The organism is Vibrio sp. OPT41, from assembly GCF_015163595.1.
In the GTDB taxonomy this organism is placed as follows: Bacteria; Pseudomonadota; Gammaproteobacteria; order Enterobacterales; family Vibrionaceae; genus Vibrio; species Vibrio alginolyticus.
Genome location: NZ_JADDYH010000028.1, coordinates 14,043 through 32,211 on the forward strand (window position 1 = coordinate 14,043; position 18,169 = coordinate 32,211).

Below are 18,169 nucleotides of genomic sequence, written 5' to 3' on the forward strand. Positions count from 1 at the left end.
AATACGATAAAAGGGAGCCACAGGCTCCCTTTTGCATCCGCGAGGAAAACATGGTTACGCGTTTCTTAAACCCGCCAACACTTTTTCTAGTTTCGGTTCCATCGGTGCGTTGATTTCCATCCACTCATCATTTGATGGGTGTTGGAACTTGATGTTTGCCGCGTGTAGGAACAAACGATCTAAACCAACTTGACCTGTGTAAGCGTCAAAGCGACGATCACCGTAGCGATCATCCCAAGCGATTGGGTGACCAGTGTATTGCGTATGAACTCGGATTTGGTGAGTTCGACCAGTAATCGGACTCGCCTGAATCAATGTAGCTTGTTCGAACTTTTCCAAAATCTTAAAACGCGTTTCTGACGGCTTACCATTAGGGTTAACACGAACAATACTGTTCACTTCGTTTTTGAGCAGTGGCGCGTTCACAACCTTACAACTGCTTTTCCATTGCCCCATGACAAGAGCTAAGTAAAACTTCTTTACTGTCTTTTCACGAAACTGGGCTTGCAAGTGACGAAGTGCAGAACGCTTCTTAGCAACCAGCAAAATCCCTGAAGTATCACGGTCAATACGATGCACAAGTTCAAGAAAGCGAGCTTGAGGACGCAGAGCCCTAAGCGCTTCAATCGCACCAAACTTTAAACCACTGCCACCATGCACAGCGGTGCCAGATGGTTTGTTTAGAATCAACATATGATCATCTTCGAAGATAATCATATTTTCCAACTCAGCGACTTTGTTAAGTTTCGTACTTGGTGCGACATCGTCATCTTTTTTCTCGACGGTCACCGGTGGAATACGAACGAGATCGCCTGCTTTTAACTTGTACTCTGCTTTTATACGCTTTTTATTTACGCGCACTTCGCCCTTACGCACAATTCGGTAAATCATGCTTTTAGGAATGTCTTTTAATTGGTTGCGCAAAAAATTATCAATGCGCTGACCCGCCATATCTTCGTCGATATCGACGAACTGGACTTTTGTTCTTATTTCGTTCATGGGCGGTATTGTAAACTCAATTTCGTGCGACTTCACATTATTCTTGTCGTAAAAGAAACACTCCGTGGCACATACTGGTCTAAATTTCGCCAAGCTTTTGTTTAAATTATTAAAACTCTCAATCAAGTTCTCAATTTGTTTTCTGTCTTGAACAGTTTGCACATCTCAATTGCTTATGAAACAGCCAGTTATAAAATAGAAATTTTGAGTTTAGCGGCAAATTTTCTATCGTTTGCGTGAAAGCAGATTGCTGATAGCCACGCGCACTGCTATAGTTCACAGCTGCTAAGGAAGGTTTGGTTACATTTTATTCATTACCAATCATTTATCCTCAAGCAATGTGAGTAGATCGTTGAAGGTCGAGTGCAGCATTGGCGTGAGACACATCGAATTCAACACTCTTGCCACCCTACTCCTCGCATATTCACGTTGAGTACCTACCGCCCAAATAGCGGGTCACAAGTCTACGTTTCCAACAGAAACCACAAGAGGCTTGTGATGACTGAAGTGCCCGAGAGCATCCCCTTCCAGCCGGGAGGCTGCAAAATACAAGCCATGGGATCAGGCACCGTGAAAGAGCGAAAAAACAGTGGCAAGTCGACAAGAAAGATATAAAAGAAAAGACAACGAGAATTTTCAATGAAAAGAATGTTAATTAACGCAACTCAAAAAGAAGAGTTGCGTGTCGCTCTGGTTGATGGCCAGCGACTTTTCGATCTTGATATCGAGAGTCCAGGACATGAATCTAAAAAAGCGAATATCTACAAAGGACGTATCACACGTATCGAACCAAGCTTAGAAGCCGCATTTGTTGATTACGGCGCCGAGCGTCACGGTTTCCTCCCTCTCAAAGAAATTGCCCGCGAATATTTCCCTGAAGGTTACACCTACCAAGGTCGTCCAAGCATCAAAGAAGTGCTAACGGAAGGCCAAGAAGTTATCGTTCAAGTGGAAAAAGAAGAACGTGGAAGCAAGGGCGCAGCTCTTACTACTTTCATTTCTCTTGCTGGTAGTTACCTTGTTCTGATGCCTAACAACCCTCGTGCTGGCGGTATTTCTCGTCGAATCGAAGGTGACGAGCGTACTCAACTAAAAGCCGCATTAAGTACTTTGGAACTGCCTCAGGGCATGGGCCTAATCGTACGTACTGCTGGCGTTGGCAAGAGTGCTGAAGAGCTTGAGTGGGATTTGAATGTACTACTTAACCACTGGGGTGCAATCAAAGGTGCAGCGGACTCTAACCCTGCTCCATTCTTAATCCACCAAGAAAGTAACGTTATCGTTCGTGCAATCCGTGACTATTTGCGTCGTGATATTGGCGAAATCTTAATTGATAGCAACACCATCTACGAACGTGCAAAAGAGCACATTCAATTGGTGCGCCCTGATTTCCTTAACCGCGTTAAGAAATATGAAGGTGAAGTTCCACTATTCAGCCACTACCAAATCGAAAGCCAAATTGAATCGGCTTTCCAACGTGAAGTGCGTCTGCCATCTGGTGGTTCTATTGTTATTGACCCGACTGAAGCACTAACGTCTATCGATATCAACTCTGCTCGTGCAACCAAGGGCGGCGATATTGAAGAAACAGCTCTAAACACGAACCTAGAAGCAGCCGACGAAATTGCTCGCCAATTGCGTCTACGTGACTTAGGTGGCTTAGTGGTTATCGACTTTATCGATATGACCCCAGTTCGTCACCAACGAGAAGTAGAAAACCGTCTACGTGAAGCCGTTCGCCTTGACCGCGCTCGTGTACAAATCGGTCGTATTTCTCGCTTTGGTTTGTTGGAGATGTCACGCCAGCGCTTGAGCCCTTCTCTTGCAGAAGCAAGCCATCACATCTGTCCTCGCTGTAGCGGAACTGGTGTCGTTCGCGACAACGAATCTCTAGCACTTTCTGTACTTCGTTTAATTGAAGAGGAAGCGCTAAAAGACAACACAGCACAAGTACTTGCAGTCGTACCTGTGCCAATCGCCTCTTACTTATTGAACGAAAAACGTCGTTCAGTAAACCATATCGAACGCATTCAAGAAGTGAAAATTACGGTTGTTCCTAACTCTGATATGGAAACACCGCACTTTGAAGTTATCCGTGTTCGTGAAGGCGAAGAGTTCGATCTGATATCTTACTTACTTCCTAAGAAACTGGAAGCAATGAAAGAAGCAGAAGGTAAAGAGCCAGCGGAAGTTGACGTAAAACCAAAACGAATTGAAGAGCCAGTTCTTAAAGGCTTTGCTGCTCCGTCTCAAACCGCACCTGCACCAGCAGCTAAACCAGCTCCTGAGGCGAAGAAGAAAGAACAAAATGTTGAACAAGAAGAGAAACCTGGATTGTTCAGCCGTCTGTTTAAAGCACTTGGTAGCTTCCTATTCGGTGGTTCTGAAGAAACAAAAGAAGAACAGAAACCTCAGGAAGAGAAAAAACCAAATCGCGATAATCGACGTAATAAGCGTGATCGCAACGATCGTCGTCGCAATAACAACCAGCGCGATAATCGTGATAACCGCGACAATCGCGATAACCGACGTCGTCGTAAGCCTCGTGATGAGCAAGCGAATGAGCAAAACGAAGCTCAACAACAAACCAATAAACAGCAAAACCGCAACCAAAAGCGTAAGCCTAAAGCTCAACAAGCAGACAAAGCCCAAGAGCAAAAAGCAAATGCAAAAGTAGCGGAAAAAGGCCTGCAGCTAGCGGCGGAAGCTCGAACTGAAACAAAACCAGAAGAGAGCAAACCAAAGCAACAAAACGCGAAAGCAGAAAAAGTGAAGGAGCGTCGCCAACGTCGCAAACTGAACAAGTCTGTACGCGTTAAAGACCAAGAAGCGGTTGAGAGGAAAGCCGAAGAAACAGCGGTTAAGACTCAAGAAACGGTTGAAACCAAAGTTGAGAAGCCAACAGAAGCAGCGGTAGAAGCACAGCAAGACAACAAGCAAGCAGAGTCTAAGCAACGTCGTAATCGTCGTTCGCCACGTCACCTGCGTGCAAGCGGCCAGCGTCGTCGCCGTGGCCGTGATCGCCGCCCTAACCCGTTCCGCCTACGTAAGGGAGGTGTCGCTTCTCCTGAAATGGCTATGGGTAAAGTAATGCCACGTTACATTCCGAAACCAGCACCTAAGAAGGAAGAGCGAGTTAAGGAAGAAGCTGTAGCAGCAGTACCTACAATCCAAGGTGGCTTTGCGTGTCCAGAAATGGCAATGGGTAAAGTGATTATTCGTCGCGAGCAACCTGTCGTAACAGATGCTCCAGTTGTTGAACACAAGGTTCAAGAAACCGTTGAAGCGAAAGTTGAATCTCCAGCAGTAGAAGCACCTGTTGTGGAAGCAGTAATCGCAGAAAAAACTGAATCGGCAGTAGTAGAAACAGCCTCTGTAGAGCCTATCGTTGAAACTCCTGCAACTGAACATGCTGAACCGGTTGATGCCATTGTAGAAACGGCACCAGCTGAAGAGCCTGTGGTTGAAGCAGCAAAAGAGATTGCAGCCGAAGCGCCAGTAGCTAAACCAGAGCCTAAAGTCGAAGCCATCAAAGTTGCTGCTAAGCTAAACGCTAGCGCACCGATGACAAAAGCACCTGGCCCTCAAGAGCTACGCGAAATCACGGTTGCAGCAGCACCGTTCAAAACCGAACGTTACCAAGCTAAAGGTGCGGGTAGCCAAGTGGCTAAAAACCGCGCATCGGCAGAGATGACAAAGCCTAACTTTAACTAGGCTAAATCATTACGTTCAACTGCTTAACGGCATAAATAAATTAAAGGCTACCATCTGGTAGCCTTTTTTATCTTCATATCTGCCCAATAAATTGTTCATATAAATACCAATTCGCGATCACATTTGTACGCCATTATTCGTATCATTCTTGAACTTAATCACACTTTTCGGTAGCATGCGCCGACTCAAGTTTTCGACACCATTCTGATGCTGCTCTTTTAATACTACGGTTTACACTGCAATGTTTGATTAGAAATCAACCACTCAGTGGCTTGTGCAAATACGAATATGTGTCGGGTTTAACTCATTGCAAAGAGAACTTAAAAACAAACATGTTCGAATTTCCCCAATTTTCTAAGCACTCCGTAAAAAATGATGTGCTATCAGGCTTAACCGTTGCGCTAGCATTGGTTCCTGAAGCTGTCGCATTTGCGTTCGTCGCAGGCGTAGATCCGATGGTCGGTCTTTACGCTGCATTCATCGTTGGTCTTATTACTTCCATTTTCGGTGGTCGTCCCGGCATGATCTCTGGTGCAACAGGTGCCATGGCAGTCGTAATGGTTTCGCTTGTCGCGACTCACGGTGTCCAGTACCTATTCGCAGCCATCATGCTCGCTGGTATTCTTCAAATTGCCGCTGGTATGTTTAAATTGGGTAAGTTCATCCGTATCGTACCTCACCCTGTGATGATCGGTTTTGTGAACGGTCTGGCTATTGTTATCTTCCTAGCTCAGTTGGGTCAGTTTAAAGCGCCTGACATCAACGGCATGCTTACTTGGCTACCACAAGACCAGATGCTGCTAATGCTTGGTTTGGTTGCGCTGACTATGGCAATCATTCACTTTCTACCAAAAATCACAACAGCTGTACCCTCTTCACTTGTTGCGATCGTAACGGTGACGGCTTTAGTGGTTGGCTTGGATCTGGAAACTCGCACTGTTGTTGACTTCCTGCGTACAATGTCTGGAGATGAAGCTGCAACACTCGCAGGTTCACTACCAACCTTCTCTATTCCTGCGGTACCATTTACACTTGAGACACTACAAATCATTCTTCCATACGCGATCATTCTCGCGGCCATTGGTCTAATTGAATCTCTACTAACACTGACAGTTTTAGATGAGATGACGAATACTCGTGGTCAATCTAACCGCGAATGTATCGGTCAAGGTATGGCAAACATGACGTGTTCTGTGTTTGGCGCAATGGGTGGTTGTGCGATGATTGGTCAGTCGATGATCAACGTAAACTCAGGTGGTCGCGGCCGTCTATCTGGTATCGTTGCGGCTATCGCTCTATTGATGTTTATCTTATTCGCTTCTTCGCTAATTGAAATGATCCCACTCGCTGCTCTGGTTGGTGTGATGTTCATGGTTGTCATTGGTACATTCGAATGGGCAACATTTAAGCTAGCACGCCGCGTACCGAAGCAAGACTTCTTCGTTATTGTTCTTGTGACCGTTGTTACTGTTCTTACTGACCTTGCTGTTGCCGTAGCGGTTGGTGTTATCGTTTCTGCATTAATGTTTGCATGGCAACACGCTAAGCACATCTATGCCGACACGTGCTTAAACGAGGAAGGTTCAAAAGAGTACAAGATTCACGGCCCTATTTTCTTTGGCTCTGCGGCTAACTTCCTGGAGTTGTTTAACGCGCCTGAAGATCCAAAAGATGTGATTGTCGATTTTGCAGACTCTCGCGTGACAGATCACTCTGCAATTGAAGCCATTGAAACACTGGCTGAGCGTTACAATGCTCAAGGTAAAACGCTGCACCTTCGTCACCTAAGCCCAGATTGTCGTAAACTTTTGGACAAAGCTGGCAGCTTGGTTGAAATTAACGTGAAGGAAGACCCAAGCTACAAAGTCGCAACCGACATACTAGCGGGTTAACACGAATAAAAAGGGATGAGCTGAGCTCATCCCTTTTTCTATTGTCTTCAAGCACGGCGATTATAGCTTCTTCAAAATTGCGTCTGATGCCTCTTCGATTAAATCAAGCACCAGTTCAAAGCCATCTTCCCCACCATAATATGGGTCCGGGACTTCGTCGTAAACTGACTCAGAATGACTTAAAAATAACGATACTTTGTGTCGATACTTCAACGGACAAATATCCAATAAATCGGCCAAATTTGCTTTATCTGCGGCTAATATAAGGTCAAACTTTTCAAAGTCATCAATGGTGACTTGGCGCGCTTGCATTCCTTTAAAAGAATAACCTCGCTGCTTTCCTGCTGCCATCGCTCTTGAATCCGGTCGGTTTCCTGCGTGGTAGCCAATTGTACCTGCCGAATCAACCTCTACTTCAACGCCTAGCTTTTGAGCTTTCGCTCTTAACACTGCCTCTCCAGTTGGTGACCGACAAATGTTTCCCATACAAACAACAAGTATTTTCTTCATTTTATTCCCTGAATTATCGGTGGTTTTTCTTCACGATATGTTGGTCTATCATAGCGAGATAAATCAATGAACCCAAATTAGCTTGGGCACAGCACGAAAAGGAATTGAGGAAGTATTATGTCTATCGAAGAAAATAAAGAAGCACGCCATAAAGCTCGCCAACAAAAAGTCAAAGAACAGGTAGACGCAAAAATCGCTGCTGCTCAAGAGGAAAAAGGTCTGCTACTGATCATTACCGGAAATGGTAAAGGTAAATCGACATCAGGATTCGGTACGATCGCACGCGCAGTGGGTCATGGTTTGAATTGTGCTGTCGCGCAGTTTATTAAAGGTACTTGGGACAACGGAGAGCGCAACCTACTTGAGAAACTCGGCGTTGAATTCCAAGTAATGGCAACCGGCTTTACGTGGGAAACTCAAAACAAAGCCGCTGATACCGAAGCAGCGCAAGGCGTATGGCAAGAATGTAAGCGCATGCTGCAAGACGACTCTATCGATGTCATCTTGTTTGACGAGCTAACTTATATGGTGAGCTACGGCTACATCGACTTAGACGAAGTGGTCGAAGCACTGAGCAACAGACCTAAAATGCAGTCGGTTATTATTACTGGGCGTGGCGCACATCGAACCCTGATTGAAATGGCCGATACCGTTTCTGAAGTGAAAAATGTAAAGCACGCATTTGAATCTGGCGTAAAAGCCCTCAAAGGCGTCGATTGGTAACACTCGCAGAGTAATTTAAAAAGGGTTGGCAAAATGCCAACCCTTTTGATTTTCACGCACGGTTAGTTGAAAAGATTCTTCAATAAACCATCGACCGCATCTTTGGTTTTCTCGTCTTTGATTTTGTCCGTTAGCTTCTCCACGCCACGATCGATTTCTTTTTGAGCTTTCTGCTTCAGAACATCATCGAATACGAGCTTGAATTTAGGATCTGCCCACTTACCAGACACATTGATTGGAATCGTGATGTCTTTCAGCTCATCTATATCTTTACCGCCCTGGCCTTCTAGGCTGCCTACAACTGACGTGCTGATAGTAAAGTCGACTGTTTCATTGATGTAGTTTGCGGTACCTTTACCACGAACACGTAACAATGGAGACTGAGCTTGCATATTATCCGTTGATACAACACCTTTGTTGAGTTTCAATGTCGCCGTCATCGCACTGAAGTCTGTTTTCTTAGCTACATTGGTGCCTTCAACTTTTTGCCCTTTAAATTTCGCATAGTTTTCACGAATCAACTGAGCAACGTTGATGCCATTCACCGCACCGTCAGCAAAATTGATAACAACCGTACCAGATAGATTCTTCTTGATACCGGTAGGCGTGAGACTCTTACCTGTAACATTCACATCAATGTTACCTGTCCCTTCAAGTTTGTCGTTTTCAGCAACGTCTATAAGTAGCGGTTGAACTTTCACGCCTTTGATTGACTTTTTAACACTGTAAGTCGCTGGTGATTGGCGTGCATCTAACTTCGCTGTCGCTGAGATTGAGCCTTGGTACAACTTCGAACTAAAAGATGTAAGCTCAAACACGCCACGATTTACAGTGAAGCTCGTTTTTACCGCTTCCATCTTCGCATTTGCCGCTTTGAATTTGTCGATGGTAATGTCACCCTTTACATCTAACGTTTTCAACGCAGACAAATCAGGCTCAACCTCAGGTCCGGCAGGAGCACTCTCGCCACCAGAAGCAGGCTTATTACCTTCGGCAGCTTGCTTATCTAACCCTAAGAACTCATCAAGATCGATATTGGGGCTATGGAGAGCAAAGCGTACTTTAGGAATGTCACCGAGTGCCACATCAGCCTTACCATCTAAGGCGATAGCATTCGCTGTTAACTTCTCTAGAACAAAACTCAGATGGTTTTTCGTTAGGTCGAAAGACAGATCAGACACCATGTCGACTTTCATCGGGGACTGAGGTAAAGCATCACCCTCAAAAGTCGATTTAAGAGTTAACTTATCCAACTGTACTTTGCTGATAGCCTTGTCCACGCTAAGTTGACCAGCACCCTGCATATCTAACTTCATACCACCAGCGTCACCCTTAATGGCATAAGTCAGGTTATTTACTTTATCGAATTCAAACGTGTCTAAACCGATCGTTGCCGATTCAATTTTATTGGCAGGGTCAGAGTATGTCGCATCAAAGTTGATGTTCTTTAGCGCGTAGTTTGCCAAACCTTTTTCTAGCTTAAAGTCTGCCTGACCTTTCGCGGTGAACTTTTGGTCGTTCATTTCGCCCTTCACGCCAAAATCAGCCGTTGTCCAGTTGTCAAAAGCGAATTCGGAAAGGTTTAATGAAATATCATAAAGTTTGGTGTAACTACCGGCTTGCTTATCCTGCATTTCTAATGAACCGTTAGAAACCGTAACGCCAGCAAGATTAATACTCCAATCAGAACCAGAAGTTTGCGTTTCACCATTTTGCGTAGGCGCAGCATTGTTCTCTTGTTCTGCTTGTTGTGTTTGGGCTTTCGTCAATGCATCAATATTCTTGCTGCCATCTTTCTTGGTTTCAATGTAGAACTCAGCACCATCAAGCGTGACGTTTCCAATTTCAAGCTGTTGACTAAAAAGTGGCATAACAGAGATGTCTACACCAACGGTATCAACTTTGAATAAATTGGGTTTACTAAAGCCTTGTGGGTTTCGCAATTCTGTATGTCCCAACTCAAAGCCAATTGATGGGAAAAATTGCCAACTGATATCCCCTTCAATCACCAACTCTAATCCCGTTTGCTTTTGCGCTTGCTCAACAATAAGGGGTTTAAACTGATTCGGATTGACGAAGATGGTTAACGCTAAAATTGCGACCAAAATGACCACAATCGGTATTGCTAGAATTAAGAGCAGTTTCTTCATTTGTTTTTCCTTGCTCGAGTGTTTTTACAATTATAAGCGCAGACTCCATTTGCCGCTGACAGTTCCACAAAAGCGTGAAAAGTGTCTGGTTTTAACCTGCAACTGACTAATTTAAAAACAAAAAAAGAAGTGGCACTTAAGGTGCCACTTCTTCTCCTAAAAATAAAGCGATATAGCCGTCTATAGGCTTAAGCTTTCAAAAGTCTTGCAATGTGAGCTTTTAATACATCAATTGCGATACGGTTTTTACCACCGCGAGGAACAATAATGTCCGCATATTGCTTAGAAGGTTCGATAAACTGCATGAACATCGGACGTACTGTTTGTTGGTATTGCTTAAGAACAGACTCCATAGTTCGGCCTCGCTCTTCCACATCACGCTTAACACGGCGAAGCAAGCAAATATCTAACGGTGTGTCCATAAATACTGTCGCATGCATCAAATCACGAAGACGAGGGTCTGTAAGAAGAAGGATACCTTCTAGAATGATCACCTTTTTAGGTGTCATTGTGGTGGTGTTAATTGTTCTTGTGTGCTCAGTGTAGCTGTACTCAGGCACTTCTACTGCTTCACCACGTACCAATTTTTCTAGGTGCTCACACAGTAGGTCGTGGTCCAACGCACTCGGGTGATCGTAGTTCGTCTTTACTCGCTCTTCCATGCTTAGGTGGCTTTGGTCGTTGTAGTAGCAATCTTCCGTGATGACACCGATTTGATGATCGCCTACTTTCGCGCGAAGCTCATTATAAATAGTGCTCGCGATCAGACTTTTTCCAGAAGCAGAAGCGCCAGCAATACCTACGATGACGCATTGATTATTATCAGACATTAGTTTGCACCCGATGATGATTTCTAGTCACATAAAAAGATAAACTGCCTGATTATAGGGAGTTCACCCCATAGTTACTAGTTGGAATTAGGGTTTAGTCATAAGTTTCTGCCTGCTCAGAGGATTAACCTCCGAGCAAACGTTAAAATGTGCAATTATCAACCAGCAGGCATAGTAAACTTAGTTCACCATTGTAAAGCTAATCGCATCTGGTTTTGCTTTGCCTTGCCAAAACATCGTGCTACATACGCGATCGGCAAGTTGCTTATAATACCCTGCATGCTCACTTTCTGGGCGTCTTGCTACCGTTGGCACGCCAGCGTCAATATCTTCTCTCATAGAGATATGAAGCGGAATTTGTCCTAACAATGCTAAGCCAAATTCTTGCGACATTTTTTCAGCTCCGCCCATACCAAAAATATGCTCTTTCGCGCCACATTGACTACAAATGTGATAACTCATGTTTTCCACAACACCAATAACCGGGACATGGACTTTGTTAAACATTGCCGCTCCCTTCCTTGCATCGGCAAGGGCTAAATCTTGCGGCGTTGTGACTAACACGCTACCTGTTACCGGAATTTGTTGTGACAGCGTCAATTGAATATCCCCCGTACCTGGCGGCATATCAATCACCAAATAATCCAAATCTGGCCAATCTGTTTCAGTTAATAACTGCGACAACGCTTTTGAAGCCATTGGACCGCGCCATATCGCCGCTTCTGATCTATCCACCAAATAACCGATAGAATGAGTATAGATGCCGTGAGCAAAAATGGGTTCCATCCACTTGCCATCACGAACTTCTGGTTTAGCATCTTCTTGCCCCAACATCATAGGTACAGACGGACCATAGATATCTGCATCCAACAATCCCACTTTCGCCCCAGATTGAGCAATCGCCAACGCTAAGTTAACTGCGGTAGTAGATTTACCAACGCCACCTTTCGCAGAACTGACGGCAATGATGTTCTTAACACCCTTAACCGAGTTAGCCACTTGAGTTTCTAAAGCTTTAACTCCAAGGCGAATATTAAATGGGAATTCAGCCACTTTACCCGAGGCTTGCTGCTGTTTGATCCAGTCATGCAGTACGGTTTGAAGCTCATTACTTGCGAATGGCAACGTTATATCAATAGAACCCTGTGTCGTAATCGAAATTGCGCCATGAATATCTGCCCAGTTTTCCACCAACTGTGGATGTTGGAATTGGTTAAACCAGTGACAAAAATCTTGTTTTGAAGTGAACTGATGCATAAGCCCTCCTTTTAGATGTCATGCTACCACCGTCCAGGCTCAACCAGAACCCCAAAAAAACTAAGGCATTCCGCAGTTTGACACCTTGGAGTTAGTCAGTTCATGGGGTAGTATTATCCATCAAAATTTATTTATACCTATCAAGAAAAGCGAATATTAAGTATGGCAAACGATCCAAAAAACTTTCCGTCAAGGAAAATGCTGGTAACTTGTGCCCTTCCGTACGCTAACGGTTCGATCCACCTTGGTCATATGCTTGAGCATATCCAAGCGGACATTTGGGTTCGTTACCAACGCCTACGCGGCAACACTGTAAACTTCATCTGTGCTGACGATGCTCACGGCACGCCAATCATGCTTAAAGCGCAACAGATGGGTATTACTCCTGAGGAAATGATTGCCGCAGTTAGCGAAGAGCACCAAAAAGACTTCGCTGGATTTGATATCAGCTTTGATAACTACCACAGCACACACTCAGATGAGAACCGTGAGCTAGCGTCACACATTTATCTTGAGTTGAAGAAAAATGGCTTTATCTCTAGCCGCACTATCTCTCAGCTGTTCGATCCAGAAAAAGAGATGTTCTTACCGGACCGTTTCGTAAAAGGTACCTGTCCAAAATGTAAGTCTGAAGACCAGTACGGTGACAACTGTGACAACTGTGGTGAGACTTACAGCCCAACAGAACTGATCAATCCTAAATCTGCGGTTTCTGGTGCGACGCCAGTAATGAAAGATTCAGAGCACTTCTTCTTCGACCTGCCTCAGTTTGAAAGCATGCTAAAAGAGTGGACTCGCTCTGGCTCGCTACAAGCTGAAACAGCGAACAAAATGCAAGAATGGTTCGAATCTGGCTTGCAGCAATGGGATATCTCACGTGATGCACCATACTTTGGCTTCGAGATCCCTGGTGAGAAGAACAAATTCTTCTACGTATGGCTAGACGCGCCTATCGGCTACATGGGCTCTTTCAAAAACCTATGTGACAAGCGCGACGACCTAGATTTCGACGAGTACTGGAAGAAAGACAGCTCAGCAGAACTGTACCACTTCATCGGTAAAGACATCGTTTACTTCCACAGCCTATTCTGGCCAGCAATGCTAGAAGGTTCCGGCTTCCGTAAACCAAACAACGTATTCGTACACGGTTACGTAACCGTAAACGGCGCGAAAATGTCGAAGTCTAAAGGTACGTTCGTAAAAGCAAGCACTTACCTAGAGCACCTAGACCCTGAGTGTCTACGTTACTACTACGCTGCGAAGCTAAACAGCCGTATCGATGATCTAGATCTTAACCTTGAAGACTTCACTCAGCGCGTAAACGCTGACGTTGTTAACAAGATCGTTAACCTGGCATCTCGTAACGCAGGTTTCATCGCGAAACGTTTTGAAGGCAAACTGTCTGACAACTTTGCAGAGCCTGAACTTTACAACGAATTTGTTGCTGCTGCTGACCGTATCGCTGAGCTTTACGAAACGCGTGAGTTTGGTCGTGCAATCCGTGAAATCACGGCATTGGCAGACAAAGCTAACCAATACGTTGATGAAAAAGCACCGTGGGTTGTAGCAAAAGAAGAAGGCAAAGATCAGGAACTACAAGACATCTGTTCTGTCGGTATCAACCTATTCCGCGTACTGATGACTTACCTGAAACCAGTAATGCCATCGCTAGCTGCGCGTACTGAAGCGTTCCTAAACCAAGAGCTAACTTGGGAAAACATCGCTGATCCACTAACAGGCCACGAGATCACTAAGTTCAAAGCACTGTTCAACCGTATCGATCCGAAGAATGTTGAAGCGATGATCGAAGCGTCTAAAGAAGATGCGGCGGCAGAAATGGCGGCGAAAGAGAAAGCTGAAGCGGAAAAGAACAAGGCTAGCCAAACCGAGTTAGACAAAGAACCAATCGCTGAAGAGATTGAGTTCGATGCTTTTGCTGCAGTAGATATGCGTATCGCTCGTATCATCTCTTGTGAAGAAGTACCAAAAGCCAACAAACTGCTTAAGTTCCAATTGGACATCGGTGGTGAAACTCGTCAGGTATTCTCTGGCATCAAGTCAGCTTACAAACCTGAAGAGCTAGAAGGCAAGCTAACGGTAATGGTAGCAAACCTAAAACCTCGTAAGATGAAGTTTGGTATGTCTGAAGGTATGATCCTAGCGGCAGGCCCTGGTGGTAGCGACCTGTGGATCCTTGAGCCACACGAAGGCGCTCAACCTGGCATGCGCGTAATGTAAGTATCTTTATTGAAAAGGCTTAACTAAATCAGTTAAGCCTTTTCTCGCAGTTAAGCTTATCGATTAAGCTTGATTGTACTACAAAGAGAATTCTTCTGGACCCCAAGTAATAATCGCGCCACATGCAAGGAAAAGTACAAAGCTGATCGTGACTACAAAAGCGAGAACTCGATCAAATGTCGTTGCGTATTTTAGTATTAACTGATCATCTACAAGTGATACTTTCGCAGGCTTGCCTCGCATTAAAACTGTAGTATACATTGGGAATCTAACCCCCCAGGTATCTCTATCCCAACCGACAGGGCCATGACCATCCTTCGACATCTTTTTCTCGATCCGCTTTACCGAAACACGAATGAAAAGCAAAGTACTAACTAACCAAGTACATCCGATAATCATATTTGTCATATCAAAATAAGACACGTTGATCCCTTTAATTCCAATGAATGTTAGAACTAACTTCATAGGCACCTTTGGCTAAATTTTGCCCTGCACTATCAGCCATCTTAGCTGCTGCATAGCCGACACCTAAGCTTACACCAATTAATACTACGACTCCAAATGGGCCAGCAGCCAAAGCGATTCCCATTCCAGATGCAATCACTTTGGATGTGGTCCAAACGCCAGCAGCGTTGCTCGCACCAAACCCTGCAACTTCCATTGCTGCTCTTTTTTGCCAATTTTCTCCGTTATTCTTGGCATTTCGAACATTGTTAAAGCGAACACCAGCATCAATCATGATGATCTTTTTACCCACAATACTAGAGCTTTGTTCAAGAAATCGAATTGAGCGGATGTTAGCTATAGATGTTAAATGTAACTTAGTTATATCCCTGCCACTTCTCGCGATATTGGCAGCTCTATTCGGGTTGCTCCAAATGTTTCCACGGCTACTTTTAACTCGTCCTGCATAATGGGTAAGCTCTTTTGTAAATTTTGCATTCAAAGAATTGTGAGCTTCTTTAACTCTATATCCAAGCTTCACAAGCTCCTTTTTCTGCGCACCATTTCGTGAGGCTGTACGTACATCTAGTAAGGCATTTTGATATTTGAGCAAAGCTTTCCCGAAATTACTCAATCTGACTTGCTTTTCATTAACAGCAGTAGCGGCAGCACCTACTGCAGTATACTCATCGATTTTCCCCCCCATAGTATGATTAGTAGCATCTAAAAAAGGCTTAATCTCTTTTTCATAGAGGAGGGCTACCGCTTGTAAGTTTTCATCGCCAAACTCACTTGTTAGATTGGCTACATTTCTTTTGGTTTCTTGTGACCAACTTTTTACAGTATCAAGAGCACAAGCTATATCAGGTCTCTCGCTACGCAACTTAGCTATGTTGATCACAGAGCCTTCGTTCAGTATGAAAGGAGTACCTGCGGGAATAAAACTACCAAATATATGTGGGTTGTCCTTACGAAACTGAAGGTACCTATACTCATCATTTGTATCGATAGGGAGCGTTATCTTTGAGTGAGTACTGAAGCATAGGTCGAATTTATTAGACAAATTAATTACCTCGAACAATCAACAAAATAGACAACTTATATCATATAAAGTGTTCGAATATTTTAATTTCTAAACATTGTGACTTGAATCAGACTAAAAAGTAATCAATATGTAACTCACAAAGAATAACGCGTACACCAAGCATCGACACCGAATAATCAAACATGTTCACAAATTTGGTGAATCCATGCACCAACAACGACCATTCAAAAAGAACATTCAATATAACCAATTGTTTAAATTGAGTTTTTGTTTGGCATCAAAACTGCAATCTTCCTTGTTAGGTCCAAACACTAACAAGGAGTTGGTTATGTTTGTTTTGATTTCCACACTATTGTCCATCGCTATTTTAGCCGGAATATATCACTTATCTTCTAAACGAGAGCAGCAACATGCGCGCAAATATCAGCTGTTAACATTGTTGCGAGATGTTGTTCACCTTCTGAGACACCACCGAGCTGCTACTCACTACTCGCTTCAATTCCAACAAAACGATCAACAAAAATTGGACGCTCTTCATGATGCTCTGACTAACAAGCTGCATCTTTTAGTCGAAACATCACGGTTTGAAAACAAACCCATGTATCGCGTATTACAGATTAAAGTAGGGAAACTACTTGAACAATGGAATGACCATAGTGTTGCAAGAAACCAGATGGAGCATGGTAAGTTAATTCGTCATTGCTTGTTTTTGATGGATGAAGTAACCATCGCATGGCTAGCGGTTGAGCAAAGAGATGACTTGCATAATGAGTATCACATGAACTGGCAAAACATTATGGATAGCTTGGAGACCCTGACTCAGTTACGAATCAGCATTCAAGATTTAGGAGAGCAAGGCGGAAATGAGCGTTTCAAAAATTATGCATCGGTCATGATGCGTAAGCTAAACCAACTAGCGGTTATCGCTCCACTTAGCATTACCTCTCCTGCTTCCACGCGCTCAATACAGACGCTAAATGAATACGTGACAGGGAGTCATGTCGACTTAACAGAAGCAGAGCTTTATGGCGTCACATCGGACTTGTCATTGACCATCTTCAATACTTACGACCATGTCCTTTCAGATGTCGTAGAGTCATTATATCTACCGTTACCCAGACTCTCACTAGCAGGATAAACGTTCCATACCTTATTATTGGTGCTTGGTTCGTCGCCGACTTATAAATAAAAACAAAAAAACCGCAGGCCTAAGGCACTGCGGTTTTCGTTTATTCAACTTGTCAGCGCTTAGCTGTCGTCTTCCGTGAAGTTCGTTGGTAATTGCTTTTTCATTTCGTTCCAGATCAACGCACTTTCCATACCATAATGACGAATCACTACTGGTAGTTGCTCACGCTGGCCACTTTCACAAGTTTCGAGCAATTGATGGTAAAACTTCAGAGCTAGCTCACGAGAAGCTGGATTTGAGAAGTAGTAGCTACCGACACGATCGTAGAGCTTCTTCAAACCATTAAAGATCAAACCGTAAATTTGATTTCCTGAATGGAATGCTAGGCGCTGGAAAAGCATATAATCGTAAAAGTTGAACGTTTTAGCAATCAAGATTTCTTGACGCTTCGCTTCATCTTTCTCGTTATCTTCTTTAACATTCTGCAGAACTTTTTCAGCATACGGCGAAGAAGCGATGAATTCGTCCCAGGAAGCCGCATTCATTAAAGCTTCACAAGATTCGATTACGTTCTTAATTGTACGCTCAGAGCTCTCTTTGTTCGCTTTAAATGCATAGCGCATAAAGATAGGACTGATGTTGGTACGTGCCGCAAGCAGATCTTCTACAATGTTTGTCGCATTATCAACGTCTAGCGTCATTAAAGTATCCAAAATATGCAGGCCAGAGGTCTCCATAAATTGGTTAACTTTCGTAGGTTTGCCGTGCTGGATAGTTAACCATCCGTCACGGGCTAGTCGTTGAAGAACCTCTCTTAAAGTCGTTCGAGTAACACCAATCAGTTCGGACAGCTCGCGCTCAGCAGGTAAAATTGAGCCTGGAGGAAAACGGCCGTTCCAAATGCTCTCGATAATATATTTTTCTGCGAATCCCGCAGGGCTTTTCGCCTTTATGACCATTCTACTTTTTATCCAATATTGATTTCTGAGGGTCGATACTACTCATCATACCACTACTTAGCGGTTTGAGAAAATTTACGATCAATAGTGGAAATGACTCCATAACATAGAGTTAATACTCTATATGTTGTGTCAATTTAAGAGGCTCTAACATGCGAGCGAAAGCAGTAAAATATGAATTTTCATTTAATTAAACAGCTCACAAATCTCGGAGAAATAAAGACAACCGTGTCACATTTTTATATTCAAAATATGAAAAATTACTTTGTATATCACAGT

Annotated in this window: 13 protein-coding genes; 5 read left to right on the forward strand and 8 right to left on the reverse strand. The window is 43.9% G+C overall.

The features are described 5' to 3' along the window. Window positions 1-54: 54 nt before the first annotated feature. Window positions 55-999: a 23S rRNA pseudouridine(955/2504/2580) synthase RluC gene (gene rluC, locus IQP38_RS11920; protein WP_021033985.1), complete on the reverse strand. Its 945-nt coding sequence runs from the start codon at window positions 997-999 to the stop codon at window positions 55-57. A gap of 639 nt (window positions 1,000-1,638) precedes the next feature. Here rluC and rne point away from each other — a divergent pair. Next, on the forward strand, window positions 1,639-4,713 hold the full coding sequence (gene rne / locus IQP38_RS11925; RefSeq protein WP_193837603.1) for a ribonuclease E: 3,075 nt from the start codon (window positions 1,639-1,641) through the stop codon (window positions 4,711-4,713). Between the two features lie 332 nt (window positions 4,714-5,045). Further along, window positions 5,046-6,605, forward strand: a complete 1,560-nt coding sequence (locus IQP38_RS11930; RefSeq protein ID WP_005380840.1) for a SulP family inorganic anion transporter — start codon at window positions 5,046-5,048, stop codon at window positions 6,603-6,605. A gap of 60 nt (window positions 6,606-6,665) precedes the next feature. Here IQP38_RS11930 and IQP38_RS11935 read toward each other — a convergent pair whose 3' ends face one another. Further along, complete coding sequence (locus IQP38_RS11935) at window positions 6,666-7,115, reverse strand: low molecular weight protein-tyrosine-phosphatase (RefSeq protein WP_053304232.1); 450 nt, start codon at window positions 7,113-7,115, stop codon at window positions 6,666-6,668. 117 nt (window positions 7,116-7,232) lie between these two features. On the opposite strand from IQP38_RS11935, the gene cobO reads away from it, so the two are divergent. Beyond that, a complete protein-coding gene (gene cobO / locus IQP38_RS11940; RefSeq protein WP_005380837.1) occupies window positions 7,233-7,838 on the forward strand; it encodes a cob(I)yrinic acid a,c-diamide adenosyltransferase in 606 nt (201 codons plus the stop codon). 62 nt (window positions 7,839-7,900) lie between these two features. Here cobO and IQP38_RS11945 read toward each other — a convergent pair whose 3' ends face one another. The 3 genes from IQP38_RS11945 to apbC all read right to left on the reverse strand — a co-directional run bounded on the left by IQP38_RS11945 (window position 7,901) and on the right by apbC (window position 12,075). Beyond that, window positions 7,901-9,988: an AsmA family protein gene (locus tag IQP38_RS11945; protein WP_017633849.1), complete on the reverse strand. Its 2,088-nt coding sequence runs from the start codon at window positions 9,986-9,988 to the stop codon at window positions 7,901-7,903. 188 nt (window positions 9,989-10,176) lie between these two features. After that, complete coding sequence (gene udk, locus IQP38_RS11950) at window positions 10,177-10,818, reverse strand: uridine kinase (RefSeq protein WP_005380833.1); 642 nt, start codon at window positions 10,816-10,818, stop codon at window positions 10,177-10,179. A 180-nt stretch (window positions 10,819-10,998) separates the two neighbouring features. Then, on the reverse strand, window positions 10,999-12,075 hold the full coding sequence (gene apbC, locus IQP38_RS11955) for an iron-sulfur cluster carrier protein ApbC (protein WP_017633850.1): 1,077 nt from the start codon (window positions 12,073-12,075) through the stop codon (window positions 10,999-11,001). Window positions 12,076-12,237: 162 nt separating this feature from the next. On the opposite strand from apbC, the gene metG reads away from it, so the two are divergent. Then, window positions 12,238-14,313, forward strand: coding sequence for a methionine--tRNA ligase (gene metG / locus IQP38_RS11960; RefSeq protein WP_025767217.1), 2,076 nt, complete (start codon window positions 12,238-12,240; stop codon window positions 14,311-14,313). Window positions 14,314-14,391: 78 nt separating this feature from the next. Here metG and IQP38_RS11965 read toward each other — a convergent pair whose 3' ends face one another. Both IQP38_RS11965 and IQP38_RS11970 read right to left on the reverse strand, forming a co-directional pair. Further along, on the reverse strand, window positions 14,392-14,736 hold the full coding sequence (locus IQP38_RS11965; protein ID WP_104980051.1) for a hypothetical protein: 345 nt from the start codon (window positions 14,734-14,736) through the stop codon (window positions 14,392-14,394). Window positions 14,737-14,746: 10 nt separating this feature from the next. Continuing rightward, the gene (locus IQP38_RS11970; protein WP_017633852.1) at window positions 14,747-15,820 is read right to left on the reverse strand and encodes a hypothetical protein; all 1,074 of its coding nucleotides are present in this window, start codon (window positions 15,818-15,820) and stop codon (window positions 14,747-14,749) included. 310 nt (window positions 15,821-16,130) lie between these two features. On the opposite strand from IQP38_RS11970, the gene IQP38_RS11975 reads away from it, so the two are divergent. After that, window positions 16,131-16,940, forward strand: coding sequence for a hypothetical protein (locus IQP38_RS11975; protein WP_017821380.1), 810 nt, complete (start codon window positions 16,131-16,133; stop codon window positions 16,938-16,940). Window positions 16,941-17,050: 110 nt separating this feature from the next. Here the strand turns inward: IQP38_RS11975 and fadR are convergent, their stop codons facing one another. Further along, window positions 17,051-17,890: a fatty acid metabolism transcriptional regulator FadR gene (fadR, locus tag IQP38_RS11980; RefSeq protein WP_005380824.1), complete on the reverse strand. Its 840-nt coding sequence runs from the start codon at window positions 17,888-17,890 to the stop codon at window positions 17,051-17,053. Between the last annotated feature and the right edge of the window lie 279 nt (window positions 17,891-18,169).